Source organism: Flavobacterium lipolyticum (assembly GCF_020905335.1).
Taxonomy (GTDB): Bacteria; Bacteroidota; Bacteroidia; order Flavobacteriales; family Flavobacteriaceae; genus Flavobacterium; species Flavobacterium lipolyticum.
The window spans coordinates 233649-250054 of record NZ_JAJJMN010000001.1; the positions used below are offsets into that span (position 1 = coordinate 233649).

Sequence of the window (16406 nt, forward strand, 5' to 3'; positions counted from 1 at the left end):
AAACAAGCGAAGCAAATCAAACGTGGGATTCGACAAAGATTGGCGACAATTGGGTTGGACTTGCCAGTGTGATTTCTCGTTCCTCGAAATGACAAACTGCATTCAATTCATGGAAAAAACTCCGCACCTTAAGTCTTTTCTTTCCCCAAAAAACACCCGTAAGAAAATATATCCAAAATTAAACATCACTTAACTTATATAATTCATAAAAATAGTAGATTTGCTAAAACTGATTTTCAACATTCTAAAATTCAGTATTTTAAAAACAAAAAACAACCAAATCTTAAAGACTATTAATTATGAAAAAAAACTACTTTTTACTGTTATTGATGTTTGCCGCAACGGCATTTGCGCAAATTCCCACCGGCTATTACAACACCGCAACAGGAACAGGTTACACATTGAAAACACAATTGTACAACATTATTAAAGGTCATACCGATAACGGATATGCGGGATTGTACACCACTTATCAAACCTCAGATGTCGATAATTTTTTTGAAAACGACGGAACTGTTTTAGACATGTATTCCGAAAACCCATCCGGAACGGATCCTTACAATTATACCACAGGATCAACACAGCGTTGTGGGAACTACGTTTCAGAAGGCGATTGCTACAACAGAGAGCATATTATTCCGCAATCGGTTTTTAACGAACAATCTCCAATGGTATCCGATGCGCATTTTATCACTCCGACAGATGGAAAAGTAAACGGAATACGATCCAACTATCCTCACGGGAATGTTAGTTCTGCTACGTACACTTCTCAAAATGGAGGTAAATTAGGCTCCAGTTCGGTATCCGGATACTCAGGAACCGTTTTCGAACCTATAAACGAATTCAAAGGCGATATTGCCCGAATGTATTTTTATTTTGCCACTCGTTATGAAAATAACGTTGCAGGTTACTCTTTCCCTATGTTTGACGGATCAGGCAATAAAGTTTTTACTACGGCATTCTTAAATCTTCTAATAACCTGGCACACACAAGATCCTGTAAGCGCCAGAGAAATTGCCCGAAACAATGCCATCTATGCCCGTCAGAACAATAGAAACCCTTATATCGATCATCCGGAATATGTCAATCAAATTTGGGGAGGAACACCTTCTTCAGACACACAGGCTCCAACTGCACCAACAAACTTAGCTTCGACTTCAAAAACAGCAACTTCCATTACACTATCCTGGACTGCTTCTACCGATAATGTAGGCGTTACAGGTTACGATATTTATGCAAACAGCGCTTTAAAAACCACTGTTTCCGGTGTAACTGCAACTATAACAGGTTTAACCGCTACAACAGCTTATTCTATTTATGTAAAAGCAAAAGATGCCGCAGGAAATGTTTCCGCTTCAAGCAATACCATTTCAGTTACAACCGACAGTGGCGGAACCGGAACTACAACGGATCTCCTTTTCTCTGAATACGTTGAAGGGTCCGGAAACAATAAAGCAGTTGAAATTGCTAATAACACTGGAAGTTCTGTGAGCTTAGCTTCGTATACGATAAAAAAACAAACAAACGGCTCAGGTTCCTGGAGTACCGGTTTGGCTTTAAGCGGAACCTTAGCTACGGGAAGTAAATTTGTCATTGTAAACAGCTCCATATCTTCAAGCTGCTATTCAACCAGTGCGGCTAATATTTCGACAACAGCAACTGAAATGGCCTTTAACGGAAATGATCCTATTGGTTTATTCAAAAATGGCATTTTAATCGACATCATCGGAACTTTCAATGGTGGAACTGCTAATTTCGGAGCCGACGTAACTTTAAGAAGAAAATCAACCGTAACTTCACCAAGTACTACTTTTAATCTGAGCGCACAATGGGATTCATTTTCACAAGATACCTGTGCTAATTTAGGCAGCAAAAAAGTACAGCCTACTGCAGCAGAAGGAGAAGAAAACCTTGCGGATTATAACGGAATCATCGTTTATCCAAATCCTTCTGACGGGAATTTTAATATAAATTTAAACGAATCTGGCTCTTCTTATGCTGTAGAAATTGTTTCCTTTTCAGGACAAAAAGTTTTTGAAAAACAGAACGCGACAGAAAACAGCATTTCAGTAAGTCATTTACCAAGTGGTATTTATATTTTAAAAATTGTTAAAGATTCGAAAACTATCATCAGGAAAATAATCATTAACTAAAAATACTTTTTCACACAGATTTAGCAGATTTTTTTTGGAACTACTTATAAATAGTTCCGGCATTCTTGAATCTGCTGAATCTGCGTGAAAATAAAAACTTTGCACGACAATATCCCAATTTCAGAACGGTATCATATTTTTTAAAAGAGTTTGTTTTCAAATTTGCGCTTGCTAGATATTTAAACTAAATTTGCACTTCAATACAACAAACTACACATCACAATGATCCATTTCTTTGAAAACCAAAGCAAAACTGTTTTTGCAGTACAGACGCAAAACGAAATTTCGGCTCAAGACATTTCAAAACTAAACTGGCTTTTTGCCGACTCCAATAAGATCGAAAAATCCGCACTGACGGATTTTTTTGTTGGTCCACGTGCCACTATGATCACTCCATGGAGTACAAATGCTGTAGAAATTACTCAAAACATGGGTATTACGGGCATTATCAGAATTGAAGAATTTCATCCGGCAACAGTTGATTTTTCAGATTTTGACCCAATGTTATTTCAGAAATTCAGCCAATTAGATCAGGAAATTTTCACGATCAATGTGCAGCCGGAACCTATTCTGGAAATTGATGATATTGCCGCTTACAATACAACAGAAGGATTAGCTTTAAGCGAAGAAGAAGTTGATTACTTAAATAATCTTTCTACTAAATTAGGAAGAAAACTAACTGACTCAGAGATTTTTGCTTTCTCACAAGCCAACTCAGAGCACTGCCGTCACAAAATCTTCAACGGAACATTTGTGATTGACGGAGAAGAAAAAGAAACTTCTCTATTCAAATTAATTAAAAAAACATCACAGGAAAATCCTAACGATATTGTTTCTGCTTATAAAGACAACGTTGCTTTTGTAAAAGGACCAAAAGTGCAGCAGTTTGCACCAAAAACAGCTGACAAACCAGATTATTACGAGATAAAAGAATTCGATTCCGTTTTATCTTTAAAAGCAGAAACACACAATTTCCCAACAACAGTTGAGCCTTTTAACGGAGCTGCAACCGGATCCGGAGGAGAAATTCGTGACCGTTTAGCCGGTGGCCAGGGTTCATTGCCATTAGCTGGAACAGCAGTTTACATGACTTCATATTCTCGTTTAAAGTCCTTCGACTCCGCTCAGGGTGACCGAAAATGGGAAAATGCTGTTGAAGAAAGAAAATGGCTGTACCAAACTCCAATGGATATTTTAATCAAAGCTTCAAACGGAGCTTCTGATTTTGGAAATAAATTCGGGCAACCGTTAATTACAGGTTCGGTTTTAACTTTCGAACATTCAGAAAACGACCGTAAAATTGGTTACGATAAAGTAATCATGCAGGCGGGTGGAATTGGTTACGGAAAATTAGATCAGGCAATCAAAAAGAAACCACAAGAAGGCGATAAAATCGTAATTCTTGGAGGAGAAAATTATAGAATTGGTATGGGTGGTGCTGCTGTTTCGTCTGCAGATACCGGAGCTTTTGGCTCAGGAATCGAGTTAAACGCAATTCAGCGTTCGAATCCTGAAATGCAAAAACGTGCTGCCAATGCGATTCGTGGTTTAGTAGAAAGCGATAATAACCCGATTGTTTCGATTCACGATCACGGAGCCGGAGGACACTTAAACTGTCTTTCTGAATTGGTGGAAGAGACCGGAGGATTAATCGACTTAGATAAATTACCTGTTGGAGACCCTACTCTTTCTGCCAAAGAAATTATCGGTAACGAATCTCAGGAAAGAATGGGATTGGTTATTGGTCAAAAAGATATCGATACTTTACAAAGAATTGCCGACAGAGAGCGTTCGCCAATGTATCAGGTTGGAGATGTAACGGGCGATCACCGTTTTACATTCGAATCTAAAACAAACGGTTCAAAACCGATGGATTATGCTTTAGAAGATTTCTTCGGAAGTTCTCCAAAAACAGTTATGACCGATAAAACAATTGACAGAAAATATGCTGATGTTGCTTACAACACAGCAGATTTCGAAAATTACTTAAAAGACGTTTTGCGTTTAGAAGCGGTTGCCTCAAAAGACTGGTTAACCAATAAAGTAGACCGTTGTGTGGGTGGAAAAGTAGCCAAACAACAAAATGCAGGACCTTTACAGTTGCCTTTGAATAATGTTGGAGTTATGGCTCTGGATTATTTAGGTAAAGAAGGAATCGCTACTTCTATCGGGCATGCTCCTATCGCTGCTTTGATTGACCCGGTTGCGGGATCCAGAAATGCTATTGCCGAGTCATTATCAAACATCATTTGGGCACCAATTAAAGATCAGTTAAAAGGAATTTCATTGTCTGCCAACTGGATGTGGGCTTGCAAAAACGAAGGTGAAGACGCTCGTTTATATGCTGCCGTAGAAGGTTGTTCTGAATTTGCAATCGAATTAGGAATCAATATTCCAACCGGAAAAGATTCTCTTTCGATGAAACAAAAATATCCAAACGACGAAGTAATTGCACCGGGAACGGTTATTATTTCGGCAGCAGGAAACTGTACCGATATCAAAAAAGTAGTAGAACCTGTTTTACAAAGAAACGGAGATTCAATCTATTATATCAATTTGTCTCAGGATGATTTCAAATTAGGAGGCTCTTCTTTTGCACAAATCAGAAATACAATCGGAAAAGAGACTTCTACTATTAAAGACGCTTCTTTCTTCAAAAATGCTTTTAATACCATTCAGGAATTAATTGGTGAAAACCAAATTTTAGCCGGACACGATATCGGAAGCGGTGGTTTGATCACAACTTTATTAGAATTGTGTTTTGCAGATGTAAACCTTGGGGCAAAAATTGACTTCAGCGCTTTCGCAGAAAAAGACTTATTGAAAATCCTTTTTGCAGAAAACATTGGTATTGTTTTCCAGGCGAAATCAGATACTGCTGTTGAAGCCAAATTAAATGCCAACAACATCGAGTTCTATAAATTAGGAAAAGCAACAACGACCGAGACTTTAGACCTTGGACCTTGGACTTTAGACATAAAAGCTTACAGAGACATCTGGTTCGAGACTTCATATTTATTAGATCAAAAACAATCTAAAAACGGAAGAGCTCAGGCACGATTTGAAAACTATAAAAATCAGGTTTTAAATTATACTTTCCCATCTCATTTCACTGGTAAAAAACCTATCATCTCGAGCGAAGTCAAGAGACCAAAAGCGGCTATTATCCGTGAGAAAGGAAGTAATTCTGAGCGTGAAATGGCAAATGCTATGTACTTAGCCGGTTTTGATGTAAAAGACGTTCACATGACTGATTTGATTTCGGGTCGTGAAACACTGGAAGACATTCAGTTTATTGGAGCTGTTGGAGGTTTCTCTAATTCTGATGTTTTAGGTTCTGCCAAAGGATGGGCCGGAGCTTTCTTATACAACGAAAAAGCAAAAACCGCTCTCGATAATTTCTTTAAAAGAGAAGATACGCTATCTGTCGGGATTTGTAACGGATGTCAATTGTTCATGGAATTAGAAGTGATCAATCCGGAGCATGAAGTTCACGGAAAAATGCTTCACAATGAAAGTCAGAAACACGAAAGCATCTTTACTTCTGTAAAAGTACAGGAAAACAACTCGGTTATGTTATCGACATTGGCCGGAAGCACTTTAGGAGTGTGGGTTTCTCATGGAGAAGGTAAATTCAAATTGCCTTTAGCCGAAGAAAACTACAACATTGTTTCTAAGTATGCTTACGAAGGTTATCCTGCAAACCCTAACGGATCTGATTACAACACAGCAATGTTATGTGACAAAACCGGAAGACATTTGGTAATGATGCCACACATTGAGCGCTCCACCTTCCAATGGAACTGGGCACATTATCCAAAAGACAGAAACGACGAGGTTTCGCCTTGGCACGAAGCTTTTGTCAACGCCAGAAAATGGATTGAAAAAAACTAAAAAATATATTATAATTTAAAAACGCCCGAATTATGAAAATGCCCCAAAAAGTTAGACACTATTTGGGGCATTTTTTATGAAATTAAAAGCTCGATATTTCTTCACTCCAGAAAAAAAAACAATTCCCATTACCATCTATTTTGCATACAATCTTTTATTGCTGACAAATTACCTTTATCAAGATGTTCATATTTACCTGATCCATCAAGTGCATTGTACCTATACATAACATCATTAACATCATTAACATGATCAGCCCCTAAATTATGTCCACACTCGTGAGCAAAAGCGTTGTTTGCTAAATCAGAAATGATTAATGAACTAAACCCTTTTCCAGAATAAGAATTACCATATGTACCTACATATGCCAAACCTAAGTTACTATTACTCCATTTATGCCCAGTGAAAAACGCGCATCTAACCACTTTGAAACCTAATTTATTGGGATGCTTTATATTATACGAAACCAAATGTTTTAACTGTTTATCGGCGTCACTAACTCTAGCAAAAGAAGCCAGATATTCCGCCTTAGCCGCAGGTGTATCTTCAGGTGTATAAAAATTGAAGTTAGGAACTTGACAATATTCCTCTTTTTTTAAACCTAATTTCCCCCTCAATCGCATAAGAGAATATACAAGTTTAACATAATGAAACATGTAAGGGAAAGCATTTTCCATGTAAACAACCTCAATATTGTATGTTTTCCTGGAATCCATATTTAGTATACCGGGTGGTTTGGTTGGATTGAATAATTGAGGTGATGGATCAACCGGAGGTACAATGGATAAACATCCTCCTGCTATTCTACCTTCAACTAATTCTTTTCTTCTTAATGTAGCAGTTTCATTAATCAGCCTATAATTGTCATACTTTTCAGTAATAACTTCAAAATGGCTATCATCCTTTTTGCTAGTACTTTGCTGATTTAGATAATTTCTCAATAATACCTCTCCGTTATGTCCTAATTTGTTTGCTGCAACTAAAAATTCTTTCTTTTCTACCCGATCAAAATTTAAATCCAGCTCTTCAACCCCTACATCTAAGTCCTTTTTCCCTTTGAGAACTAATTCTTCTCCATTATCTTTAAAGTACAATTCAAATCCATTATCACCTATAATCATAATAGCATTTTCATACTTTTCGTTCGCTTCAACTGTGCCTGTTAAGGTCCTTTTTTTGCCAAATAAAATCTGCTCTGCGCTTTTCAAATCAAAATTCAGTTTTGCTCCATCTTTCTTAATTAAACTAAATTCTCTTATTTCTCCAGATTCTCTTATTGGCTTTGCAAAATCGGGCAACTGTGGTAGTTCTGATATTTTATAAGCAACGCTGTTTGATAGATCTGACTCTAATCCCGTATTTTCTCTACTACAGGAAACAAGCGAAAACACTATAAAAATCCCGAAAATAATTTTCTTTTCCATTTTTAACACGTTTTTAATTTTGTAAAAATAAACTATCACAAAACAATAAGGATTAGCCACAATATTGCAACAATAAGTCTTTATTATATAATATTAAGTACTATAAAAAATCTCAACATTTTGAAATTCATATTTACCTCATGCCCGAAATTTAGTACTCATTACCATCTATTTTGTATACAATCTTTTATTGTTGACAAATTACCTTTATCAAAATGTTGGTAATTACCATACCCTTCAAAAGCATACATAACATCATTAGGATCATTAACATGACTAGCTCCTAAATTATGTCCACATTCGTGAGCAAAAGCGTTGTTTCCTAAATCAGAAATAATTAATGAACTATACTCTGTTCCAAAATAAGAATTACCATATGTACCTTTATATGCCAAACCTAATGCACCATTATCCCATTTATATCCGGTAAAAAAGGCACATCTAACTACTTTGATACCTAATTTATTAGGATGTCTATCAAGATATTCAACCAAATTATCTAACTGGGCGCGGGACTTATTAACTCTAGCAAAAGAAGCCAAATATTCCGCCTTAGCAGCAGGTGTATCTTCAGGTTTATAAAAATTGAAGTTAGGAACTTGACAATATTCTTCTTTTTTTAAACCCAATTTTCTCCCCACTTGCATAAGAGAATACACAAGTTTAACATAATGAAACATGTAAGGGAAATCTTTTTCCATGTAAGCAACCTCAATATTGTATGTTTTCCTGGAATCCTTATTTAGTATACCGGTTGGTTTGGATGAATTGAATAATTGAGGTGATGCAACCGGAGGTACAATGGATAAACATCCTCCTGCTATTCTACCTTCAACTAATTCTTTTCTTCTTGATGTAGCAGTTTCATTAATCAGCTTATAATTATCATACTTTTCAGTAATAACTTCAAAATGGCTATCATCCTTTTTGCTAGTACTTTGCTGACTTAGATAATTTTTCAATAATACCTCTCCGTTATGTCCTAATTTGTTTGCTGCAACTAAAAATTCTTTCTTTTCTGCCTTATCAAAATTTAAATCCAGCTCTTCAACCCCTACATCTAAGTCCTTTTTCCCTTTGAGAACCAATTCTTCTCCATTATCTTTAAAGTACAATTCAAATCCATTATCACCTATAATCATAATAGCATTTTCATACTTTTCGTTCGCTTCAACTGTGCCAGTTAAGGTCCTTTTTTTGCCAAATAAAGTCTGCTCTGCGCTTTTCAAATCAAAATTCAGTTTTGTTCCATCTTTCTTAATTAAACTAAATTCTCTTATTTCTCCAGATTCTCTTATTGGCTTTGCAAAATCAGGTAACTGTGGTAGTTCTGATATTTTATAAGCAACGCTGTTTGATAAATCTGACTCTAATCCAACATTTTCTCTACTACAGGAAACAAGTGAAAACACTATAAAAATCCTGAAAACAATTTTCTTTTTCATTTCTATCTAAGTTTTAAATTTATAAAGAATAAACTTACAAAAAAACCAAAGATCAATCACAACTTTGTAACAATCGGCCTATACTATGTAATGAGCATTACTTTTAATAACTTAACTGGAATTTTATGTTATTTATTGATGCATTGCATAAAAGTTTATACTGCAATTTTTACTAAAATTATGGTTTTAAAACCTCCGAAAGATCTAGCACAGTTGCTTCTCATTTTAAAAAAAAATCAAAATGATCCTTTAATCTTTGGCCAAAAAACTTTAAAACGACTCTAAGATTAATTTAATACTATCTTAAGCCAGCTTACACCAGTGTTTTTATTGCTATAAATATCTTTGTTTCATGAAAAAATGGACATTAAATTTATCGCTTCGATTACTCTTACTTATAATAAGCCAGGTTGTATTTTCCCAAAATCCCTCTGTTAAAGGAACTGTATCTGATGGAAAGCTAGCCATCGAATTTGTCGATGTGGTTTTAAAAAACACTGCCGATTCTACTAAAGTTGCCGGATATGCGATTACAGATGCTACCGGAAATTTCTCTTTAGATCATGTCGCTTCGGGTGAATATAAAATTCAGTTCAAATTAATCGGTTTTAAAACCGTTACTCAAAAAGTAAAATTTACAGGATCTCCTATTTCTATTGGAACCATAACTTTAAAAACGGACACTAATCTGTTAAATACTGTTGTTGTAAATTCTCATAAAAAGCAGATTCAAAAAACCAACGAAGGCTTCATTTTTAATGCCGTTTCGAATCTGACACAAACGGGCGGAACCGCTACTGATATGCTCAAAAACATTCCTACAGTAGCTGTGGATGCAGACGGAGGAATTACCTTGAGAGGAAAATCACCTATGATTTTGATTAACGGAAAAAACTCCGCCATTACCAATATGGATCAGATTGCAGCAAGCAGTATTGAAAGTATTGAGGTTATCAGTAATCCTACTGCCAAATACGATGCAAATGCAGAGAGTGGTATTATCAATATCAGACTCAAAAAAAACAACCAAAGCGGTATGAATGGTGCAGTGGTTTTAGGAGGTGGTTTTGGAGCCAAAGGCAGATTAAACAGCTCCGTGCTCTTAAATCATAAAACAGATAAATGGAATTTTGGATTGGGATACGACAACCGCTTTGCCGGAAGAACTAAAAAGATCAAAGGTGAAAGAATCAATTATCTGATTGATGACGAACATTATATCAATCAAAACAGAAACGACCAACGAACAGAAGGTTTGCAGAATTTGAAATTCAACATTGATTTTTCACCAAACGAAAACAACAGCTTTTCTTTTGAAGCTTTGGGAAATATGGAAAGTCAGGACAATGGCGAAACTTTATACACGCAGGTAAACAACAGTACCAATCAGTTTTTCTCGAGCAATAAAAGACATTCTCTGGAACTCGAACGCTCTAAGGTAGGCGAACTTGCTTTTAGCTATGACCGAAAATTTGCCGATGACCAAAAGAGTCTGAATGCCAGTATTACCTCATCTTTCAACAAACACAGAGAAAACACTGACATTGATACCTATCAATTCGATCAATACGACAACCTGATTGGTAATGCTGCATGGCAAAGAACACACAATTACGAACACGAAAATATCTCGAACGCTATTGTAAATTATGCGCTTCCGGTTTCAGAAAGAACCATTTTAGAGACGGGCTACAAAGGAACCTTCCGATTCTTCAACTCCAATTTTGAAAGTGCCGATCAAACGAATGGAGAATACGTGGTAAATCCTTTGGCAAGCAACGGCTTCAAATTCAACGAGCAAATCAATGCCGTTTACGGAATGCTAAACTCCTATATTGGCACTAAAGAAACTCCCAAATGGAAATACAACCTGGGATTACGTGCCGAACAGGTTTCAAACAATGGAAAAACTCAAAACAACAGTGATAACTTCTCCAATCATTATGTAAAACTTTTCCCTTCTGCCTCTTTACAACTTAATTTAGCTGCAGATGAATTTCTGAAAATGAGTTACAGCAAACGTATCAATCGTCCGGATTTAGACAACTTAAATCCTTTTATTGATATTACCGATGCCTTGAATCCGCATGGAGGAAATCCGTACTTAAAACCGGAAATCATTCATATTATTGAAACAGGTTATTCCAAAGAATGGTCTAAATATTCCCTTTCTACCAATGCTTTTTACAGAAACGCCACCAATACAATCAGACAATATGCCGAATTACAGGACAACGGAGTAGTTTTGCAACAGCCCAGAAATATTGGAAGCACCATTACTTATGGTCTTGAAACTATTTTCAGCTTAAAACCCGTTGGATTCTACGATGCCAATATCAGTATCACTGCTTTTCAGCAAAATATAAACGCCTCCAATCTGGCTCAGGATGTAGTCAACAATGCATTCAGCTGGTACGGAAAGATCATCAATAATTTTGTTCCGTGGAAAGGTGGAAAACTGCAAATTATCGGAAATTACAATTCGGCACTTGCTACCGCGCAGGGAAAAAGAATTCCGATCTATAATGTAGATATGGGTTTTCAGCAAAAACTGGGTAAAGGCAATGCCCGTTTAGGCTTAGTGGTTACCGATATGTTCAACACACTTGAAAGCGGTTTTAAAAACAATACGGCTTTGTTCAGTAACAACCGTACTTCGAAGTCAGATACACGTGCTCTGATGCTTACTTTTGCTTACACCTTTAAATCTGACTTTAAAGAAAAATTACTGGAAAACCAGTTTTCGACAGAGTAGCATCGCATTAAAATAAAAATATCATTCTTGTAATCGGGATTCCTTTTTCTAGTGAAAATTGAACTATATTCGCCAAAAAATTTGTGCCCCGAATTTTTTGGCAACTCCAAAAACCCTTAAACCTACATAGAATGAAAACCCTGCAAGTATTTCTTTTTACTTTATTATTTAGTGCCGTAAAATTACATTCACAAATTCACGTAGACCGAATCACTTATAAAGTCCGTGACCATTTTATTACCACCACCATTGGGTATCCGGTACCCGGAACTTTTTTACCAGCCGGAAAAAAAGAACCCTCTACCATTTTAAATCCGGACGGAACAGGAATTATTCAATATGAAGATCTAAGCAAAAAAAAGATCAACTGGGGAATTGAATGTACCGAAGAAGGTATTCCGGTTTTTAAAGAAGGTTTCAACAGTGCTTCCTATACTTTCTGGTACCGTACCAATGACAGTGAGGAGTGGAATTATACCCAATTTTCTATACATTTTACCAAGAAAAAAATGTTTCTGATGGGTGAAAGAGTAAAAGAATATGTAGATTATAACGTACAATAATTACTACGTAAAAATCAATTTTTCTTGATTTTTATACCTTTTACTACAAAAAAGAAAACGTTTTCGTAGATTTTCTAAAGTACTTATAATTTTTCCCATAAATTTCGATAAATATAAAAATTATACCTAATTTTTATTTAATTTGCGATAAAATTCAATATACTAACATGGTTTCAATCACACGCCTTTTTGATTTTCCCTATTATCAACAAGAAACTTATAACCTTCAGGTTGCCTTAGCAACTAAAAAAAACGGAGTCTGGGAAAAGACATCTAGCCAGGAATATATTGCAAAAGCAAATGCTATTTCAAGAGCATTATTGCGCATGGGTGTTCAAAAAGATGATAAAATTGCATTAATCACTTCTAACAATCGTACGGAGTGGAATATTATGGATATTGGTATCCTGCAAACCGGTGCTCAAAACGTACCTATTTACCCAACTATTGCCGAAGAAGATTACGAATATATATTAAATCATAGTGGAAGTATTTTCTGTTTTGTATCCGATACAGAAGTACTTGACAAAGTAAATGCGATCAAAGCTAACGTTCCAACTTTAAAAGAAGTTTATTCTTTTAATGAAATTGAAGGCTGCAAACACTGGTCTGAATTGTTAACGCTAGGAGAAGACGACAGCAATCAAAGCGAAGTTGAAGCCAGAAAAGACAGTATTAAAGCAGAAGATTTAGCAACAATTATTTATACTTCCGGAACAACTGGAAGACCTAAAGGAGTTATGCTTTCTCACCATAACATTGTTTCTAATGTTTTAGACAGCGCACCAAGAATCCCGTTTGATCCGGGAAAAAGTTCGGCTTTAAGCTTCCTTCCTATTTGTCATATTTTTGAAAGAATGATACTGTACATCTATCAATACTATGGTATTTCGGTTTATTTTGGTGAATCGATTGATAAAATCAGTGATAATCTAAAAGAGGTACGACCAAATGTAATTACGGCCGTTCCAAGACTTTTAGAGAAAGTTTACGATAAAATCTACGCAAAAGGTGCTGAATTAACTGGCATTAAGAAAAAACTATTTTTCTGGGCCATTGATTTAGGACTAAGATATCAGCCTTATGGTGCTAATGGTGCCTGGTACGAATTTCAGTTAAAAATTGCCCGTAAACTTATTTTCAGTAAATGGAAAGAAGGTTTGGGAGGAAACTTAGATTTAATGGTTTCAGGAAGTGCTGCTTTGCAACCGCGTTTAGCAAGAGTTTTTGCTGCTGCTGAAATTCCGGTTATGGAAGGTTACGGTTTATCTGAAACATCACCGGTAATTGCCGTAAACGACCAAAGAAACAAAGGTTTTAAAATTGGAACTGTTGGAAAACCAATTCGCAATGTAGAAGTTAAAATTGCCGAAGACGGTGAAATCCTTTGCAAAGGGCCAAACGTAATGTTAGGTTACTACAAAGATCCTGAAAAAACAGCCGAAGCATTACAAGACGGTTATTTCCACACCGGCGATATTGGAGAAATTGACAACGAAGGTTTCCTTAAAATTACAGATCGTAAAAAAGAAATGTTCAAAACTTCGGGAGGAAAATACATTGCTCCTCAGTTGATTGAAAACGCCATGAAACAATCTCGTTTTATCGAGCAGATCATGGTGATTGGTGAAGGCGAAAAAATGCCGGCAGCCTTCATTCAGCCTAACTTTGAATTTGTAAAAGAATGGGCTAAAATTCACAAAATAACTTTAGGAAACAGCGACAAAGACATCAGTACTAACGCACAGGTTATCAAACGTATTGACGAAGAAGTAGAAACCATTAACGAGAAATTCGGACACTGGGAAAAAATCAAGCGTTTTGAACTTACTCCGGACGTTTGGTCAATTGATGGAGGACAACTTACTCCTACCCTAAAATTAAAACGTAAAATCATTAAAGAAATCTACAAAGATCTTTACGCTAAAATATACGGACAAAATTAATAAACCAACATAATACTAACCAACGAAAAACGGCTATCTCATAAAGACAGCCGTTTTTTAATTGTACCAACATCACTTTAAATAGTCAACAACAGTTGTGAATGCTATACAAACGGACTTACGTTTTAAGCTTGTGGTCGAATTAAAAACCCATTCATTTGGGTTACTTCGCCTCTTTTCGCCTCTAAAACAGCCGATCTATATTCGATAATTGTACTTTCCTGTTCTTCAGCAACTGTGTGCCTACTATGCTTTTCTTCTAAAACGATATTACAAACTTTATTCATAATTTTTATTTTTATAATTTTTAAAATAATGGTGTTTAAATCTTTAACTCATAATTCTGTTCGCTAGAAAAACATACTTTTAATATCCCTAAAGAAATTTCTTTTCTTAGATTTCTTTTCAGGCTTCTCCTTTTTATCAGCACTCTTTTTTTCAAAAACTTCTTTAGCTTTATCCATTCTTCTGATCGGTTTTGCTTCTTCCTTTTTAGAATTTTCGTAAAACTTCTTGAGAGGACGCGGATGAAAATCAACCAAGATTGCAGCCATATTGATAACATCCATACTGGACGGATCTGTTTCTCCCTTAAAGAAGGTTTCAATAGGTCTGAACTTATCTTTCTTCTCCTTAAACTTATTCTTCTGGGTATGATCGAAATCTAAGCCCAATAGATTACTAAAAACATTCAAGTCCTCTTTTGTTGGGTTGTTTTCGAAAATGAGCCAGCACAAATCACGAAGTTTTGCACGGGAAGGTTTGTACAAATAATCAAAGTATTCTCCTTCTCTTTCGATCTCGTATTTTTTTCTAATTGCTCTTTTGTATTTTTCTAATGTATTGTTACTCATAACATTTTACTTTATTTCGGAATTTTCCGGAACCTCTGATATCCTCCTGATCTCTCATCCATAGAGCGTTAAAATATCTTTACCGAGACAATAACGTCTGAATGAGGTATACCTCTTGTCTTCCCTTCTCTTTCCGTCGTTTAGTAAGCTCTGAATCGTTATCGAAATAAACAGATACTCACTAAACCTAATTTTACTGACAAGACCAAAATCATGGTCAGATTTACTTTTTTTACTCATGGTTAGAAATAATTAAGTTATTGGCATTTTTTGTTGGGGTGCTTTCTAACTTCGAACGTTTTATTCCAAAATCAGATTTCCTTAGTTTACACATTCTTCCATCTGAAGCATGGTGAAAAACAATACCTTCAACATCATTTTCTAACAAAAATCTTTTCAAATCATCAAATTCAAAATTTGAAAAGTCAAAAACCTCACTGCCATGTTTTATCAGCAGGTGTTTTTCCAATTTTTCAGGATTTCCCTGCACTTTAGGGCCGCATAATTCAAATGTCCCATCGATCTTGATTTTTAAATTATCAAAACCTTCAAAGAAAAACTTATCCTCAGGTTTCAAACGGTCACATTTCAACCAGTGCGGATGATGCCCCGTCACACTATCAGCTTCCTGACATGCAATCGCACCAGAAGGAATTATACGCCCTTTTTTGGCATCAAACCTTTTAAATAATTCTCCCTTAATAATTGCTGCAGCTGAGCCATCAAATTTTCTTGTAGCAATAACTTCTCCGGTTGTAACCCATTTATTTTCATCACTAACCTTATTTATTACCCTTGCCAGATCGTGCGGATCTTTAGCAAATAATGTACTTATCTTTTTCATCTTATATACTTTTAAATTAAATCCCCGATTTACTCGAAGAACATCAAACAACTTTTGCGCTTTTAAATTTCAACCCATAAAAAAAGCACCCGATTAGAGGTGCTTTATAACAAATACGATAATTATCATATTGTCTATAATGATGCACCAGCATGTAAACCCCTTCAAGGGCCGAACTCGCGTTTATTGGTTTTACGTTATATGTGTTAAAAATGAAATCCATTTTATATATTGTTTAATTTTTAAATTCTATTGTTTTTTGAAATTCAGTGTCCTGATATTCTTCGGCAAAGATAATGTCAAAAAAATCATACTTCCAAATCCTTCAATACTTCAATTCATTGATTTTCAATTTATTAAATCTTTAAGTTAAGTCATAGAAATCCCTGTCCGCATATCGAAGCAGCTTTTTTATCAAATCAAATGACTGTTACTCATCAGATTACTTTTCAAGACTATATTTTGGAGTTTTTATAATTCATTAAACATTTAATGTGTTGTTTTTTTTAATATTTTATAGTTACGATC

General features: G+C 35.6%; 10 protein-coding genes. 5 read left to right on the plus strand and 5 right to left on the minus strand.

Going from position 1 to position 16406, the window contains the following annotated elements; genetic code table 11:
* Nucleotides 1-299 precede the first annotated feature (299 nt).
* Together LNQ34_RS00965 and purL are read left to right on the plus strand one after the other, a co-directional pair.
* Nucleotides 300-2153, plus strand: coding sequence for an endonuclease (locus LNQ34_RS00965; protein ID WP_229998365.1), 1854 nt, complete (start codon nt 300-302; stop codon nt 2151-2153).
* Nucleotides 2154-2375: 222 nt separating this feature from the next.
* A complete protein-coding gene (gene purL, locus LNQ34_RS00970; protein WP_229998366.1) occupies nt 2376-6047 on the plus strand; it encodes a phosphoribosylformylglycinamidine synthase in 3672 nt (1223 codons plus the stop codon).
* Nucleotides 6048-6175: 128 nt separating this feature from the next.
* Here purL and LNQ34_RS00975 read toward each other — a convergent pair whose 3' ends face one another.
* Together LNQ34_RS00975 and LNQ34_RS00980 are read right to left on the minus strand one after the other, a co-directional pair.
* Nucleotides 6176-7471 carry a zinc-dependent metalloprotease family protein gene (locus tag LNQ34_RS00975; protein WP_229998367.1) on the minus strand — a complete coding sequence of 432 codons (1296 nt, stop codon included), beginning with the start codon at nt 7469-7471 and terminating at the stop codon, nt 6176-6178.
* Between the two features lie 161 nt (nt 7472-7632).
* Entirely contained in the window at nt 7633-8916 is a 1284-nt protein-coding gene (locus LNQ34_RS00980) for a zinc-dependent metalloprotease family protein (protein ID WP_229998368.1), read from the minus strand.
* A gap of 352 nt (nt 8917-9268) precedes the next feature.
* On the opposite strand from LNQ34_RS00980, the gene LNQ34_RS00985 reads away from it, so the two are divergent.
* The 3 genes from LNQ34_RS00985 to LNQ34_RS00995 all read left to right on the plus strand — a co-directional run bounded on the left by LNQ34_RS00985 (nt 9269) and on the right by LNQ34_RS00995 (nt 14180).
* Nucleotides 9269-11671: a TonB-dependent receptor gene (locus LNQ34_RS00985; protein WP_229998369.1), complete on the plus strand. Its 2403-nt coding sequence runs from the start codon at nt 9269-9271 to the stop codon at nt 11669-11671.
* A 131-nt stretch (nt 11672-11802) separates the two neighbouring features.
* On the plus strand, nt 11803-12234 hold the full coding sequence (locus LNQ34_RS00990; RefSeq protein ID WP_017496073.1) for a hypothetical protein: 432 nt from the start codon (nt 11803-11805) through the stop codon (nt 12232-12234).
* A gap of 167 nt (nt 12235-12401) precedes the next feature.
* A complete protein-coding gene (locus tag LNQ34_RS00995) occupies nt 12402-14180 on the plus strand; it encodes an AMP-dependent synthetase/ligase (protein WP_202702055.1) in 1779 nt (592 codons plus the stop codon).
* Between the two features lie 125 nt (nt 14181-14305).
* Here the strand turns inward: LNQ34_RS00995 and LNQ34_RS01000 are convergent, their stop codons facing one another.
* The 3 genes from LNQ34_RS01000 to LNQ34_RS01010 form a co-directional block, all read right to left on the minus strand.
* Nucleotides 14306-14467, minus strand: coding sequence for a hypothetical protein (locus tag LNQ34_RS01000; protein WP_229998370.1), 162 nt, complete (start codon nt 14465-14467; stop codon nt 14306-14308).
* Between the two features lie 63 nt (nt 14468-14530).
* Nucleotides 14531-15034, minus strand: a complete 504-nt coding sequence (locus LNQ34_RS01005; RefSeq protein WP_229998371.1) for a hypothetical protein — start codon at nt 15032-15034, stop codon at nt 14531-14533.
* A 232-nt stretch (nt 15035-15266) separates the two neighbouring features.
* Nucleotides 15267-15878 carry an RNA ligase 1 family protein gene (locus LNQ34_RS01010; protein WP_229998372.1) on the minus strand — a complete coding sequence of 204 codons (612 nt, stop codon included), beginning with the start codon at nt 15876-15878 and terminating at the stop codon, nt 15267-15269.
* Nucleotides 15879-16406 lie beyond the last annotated feature (528 nt).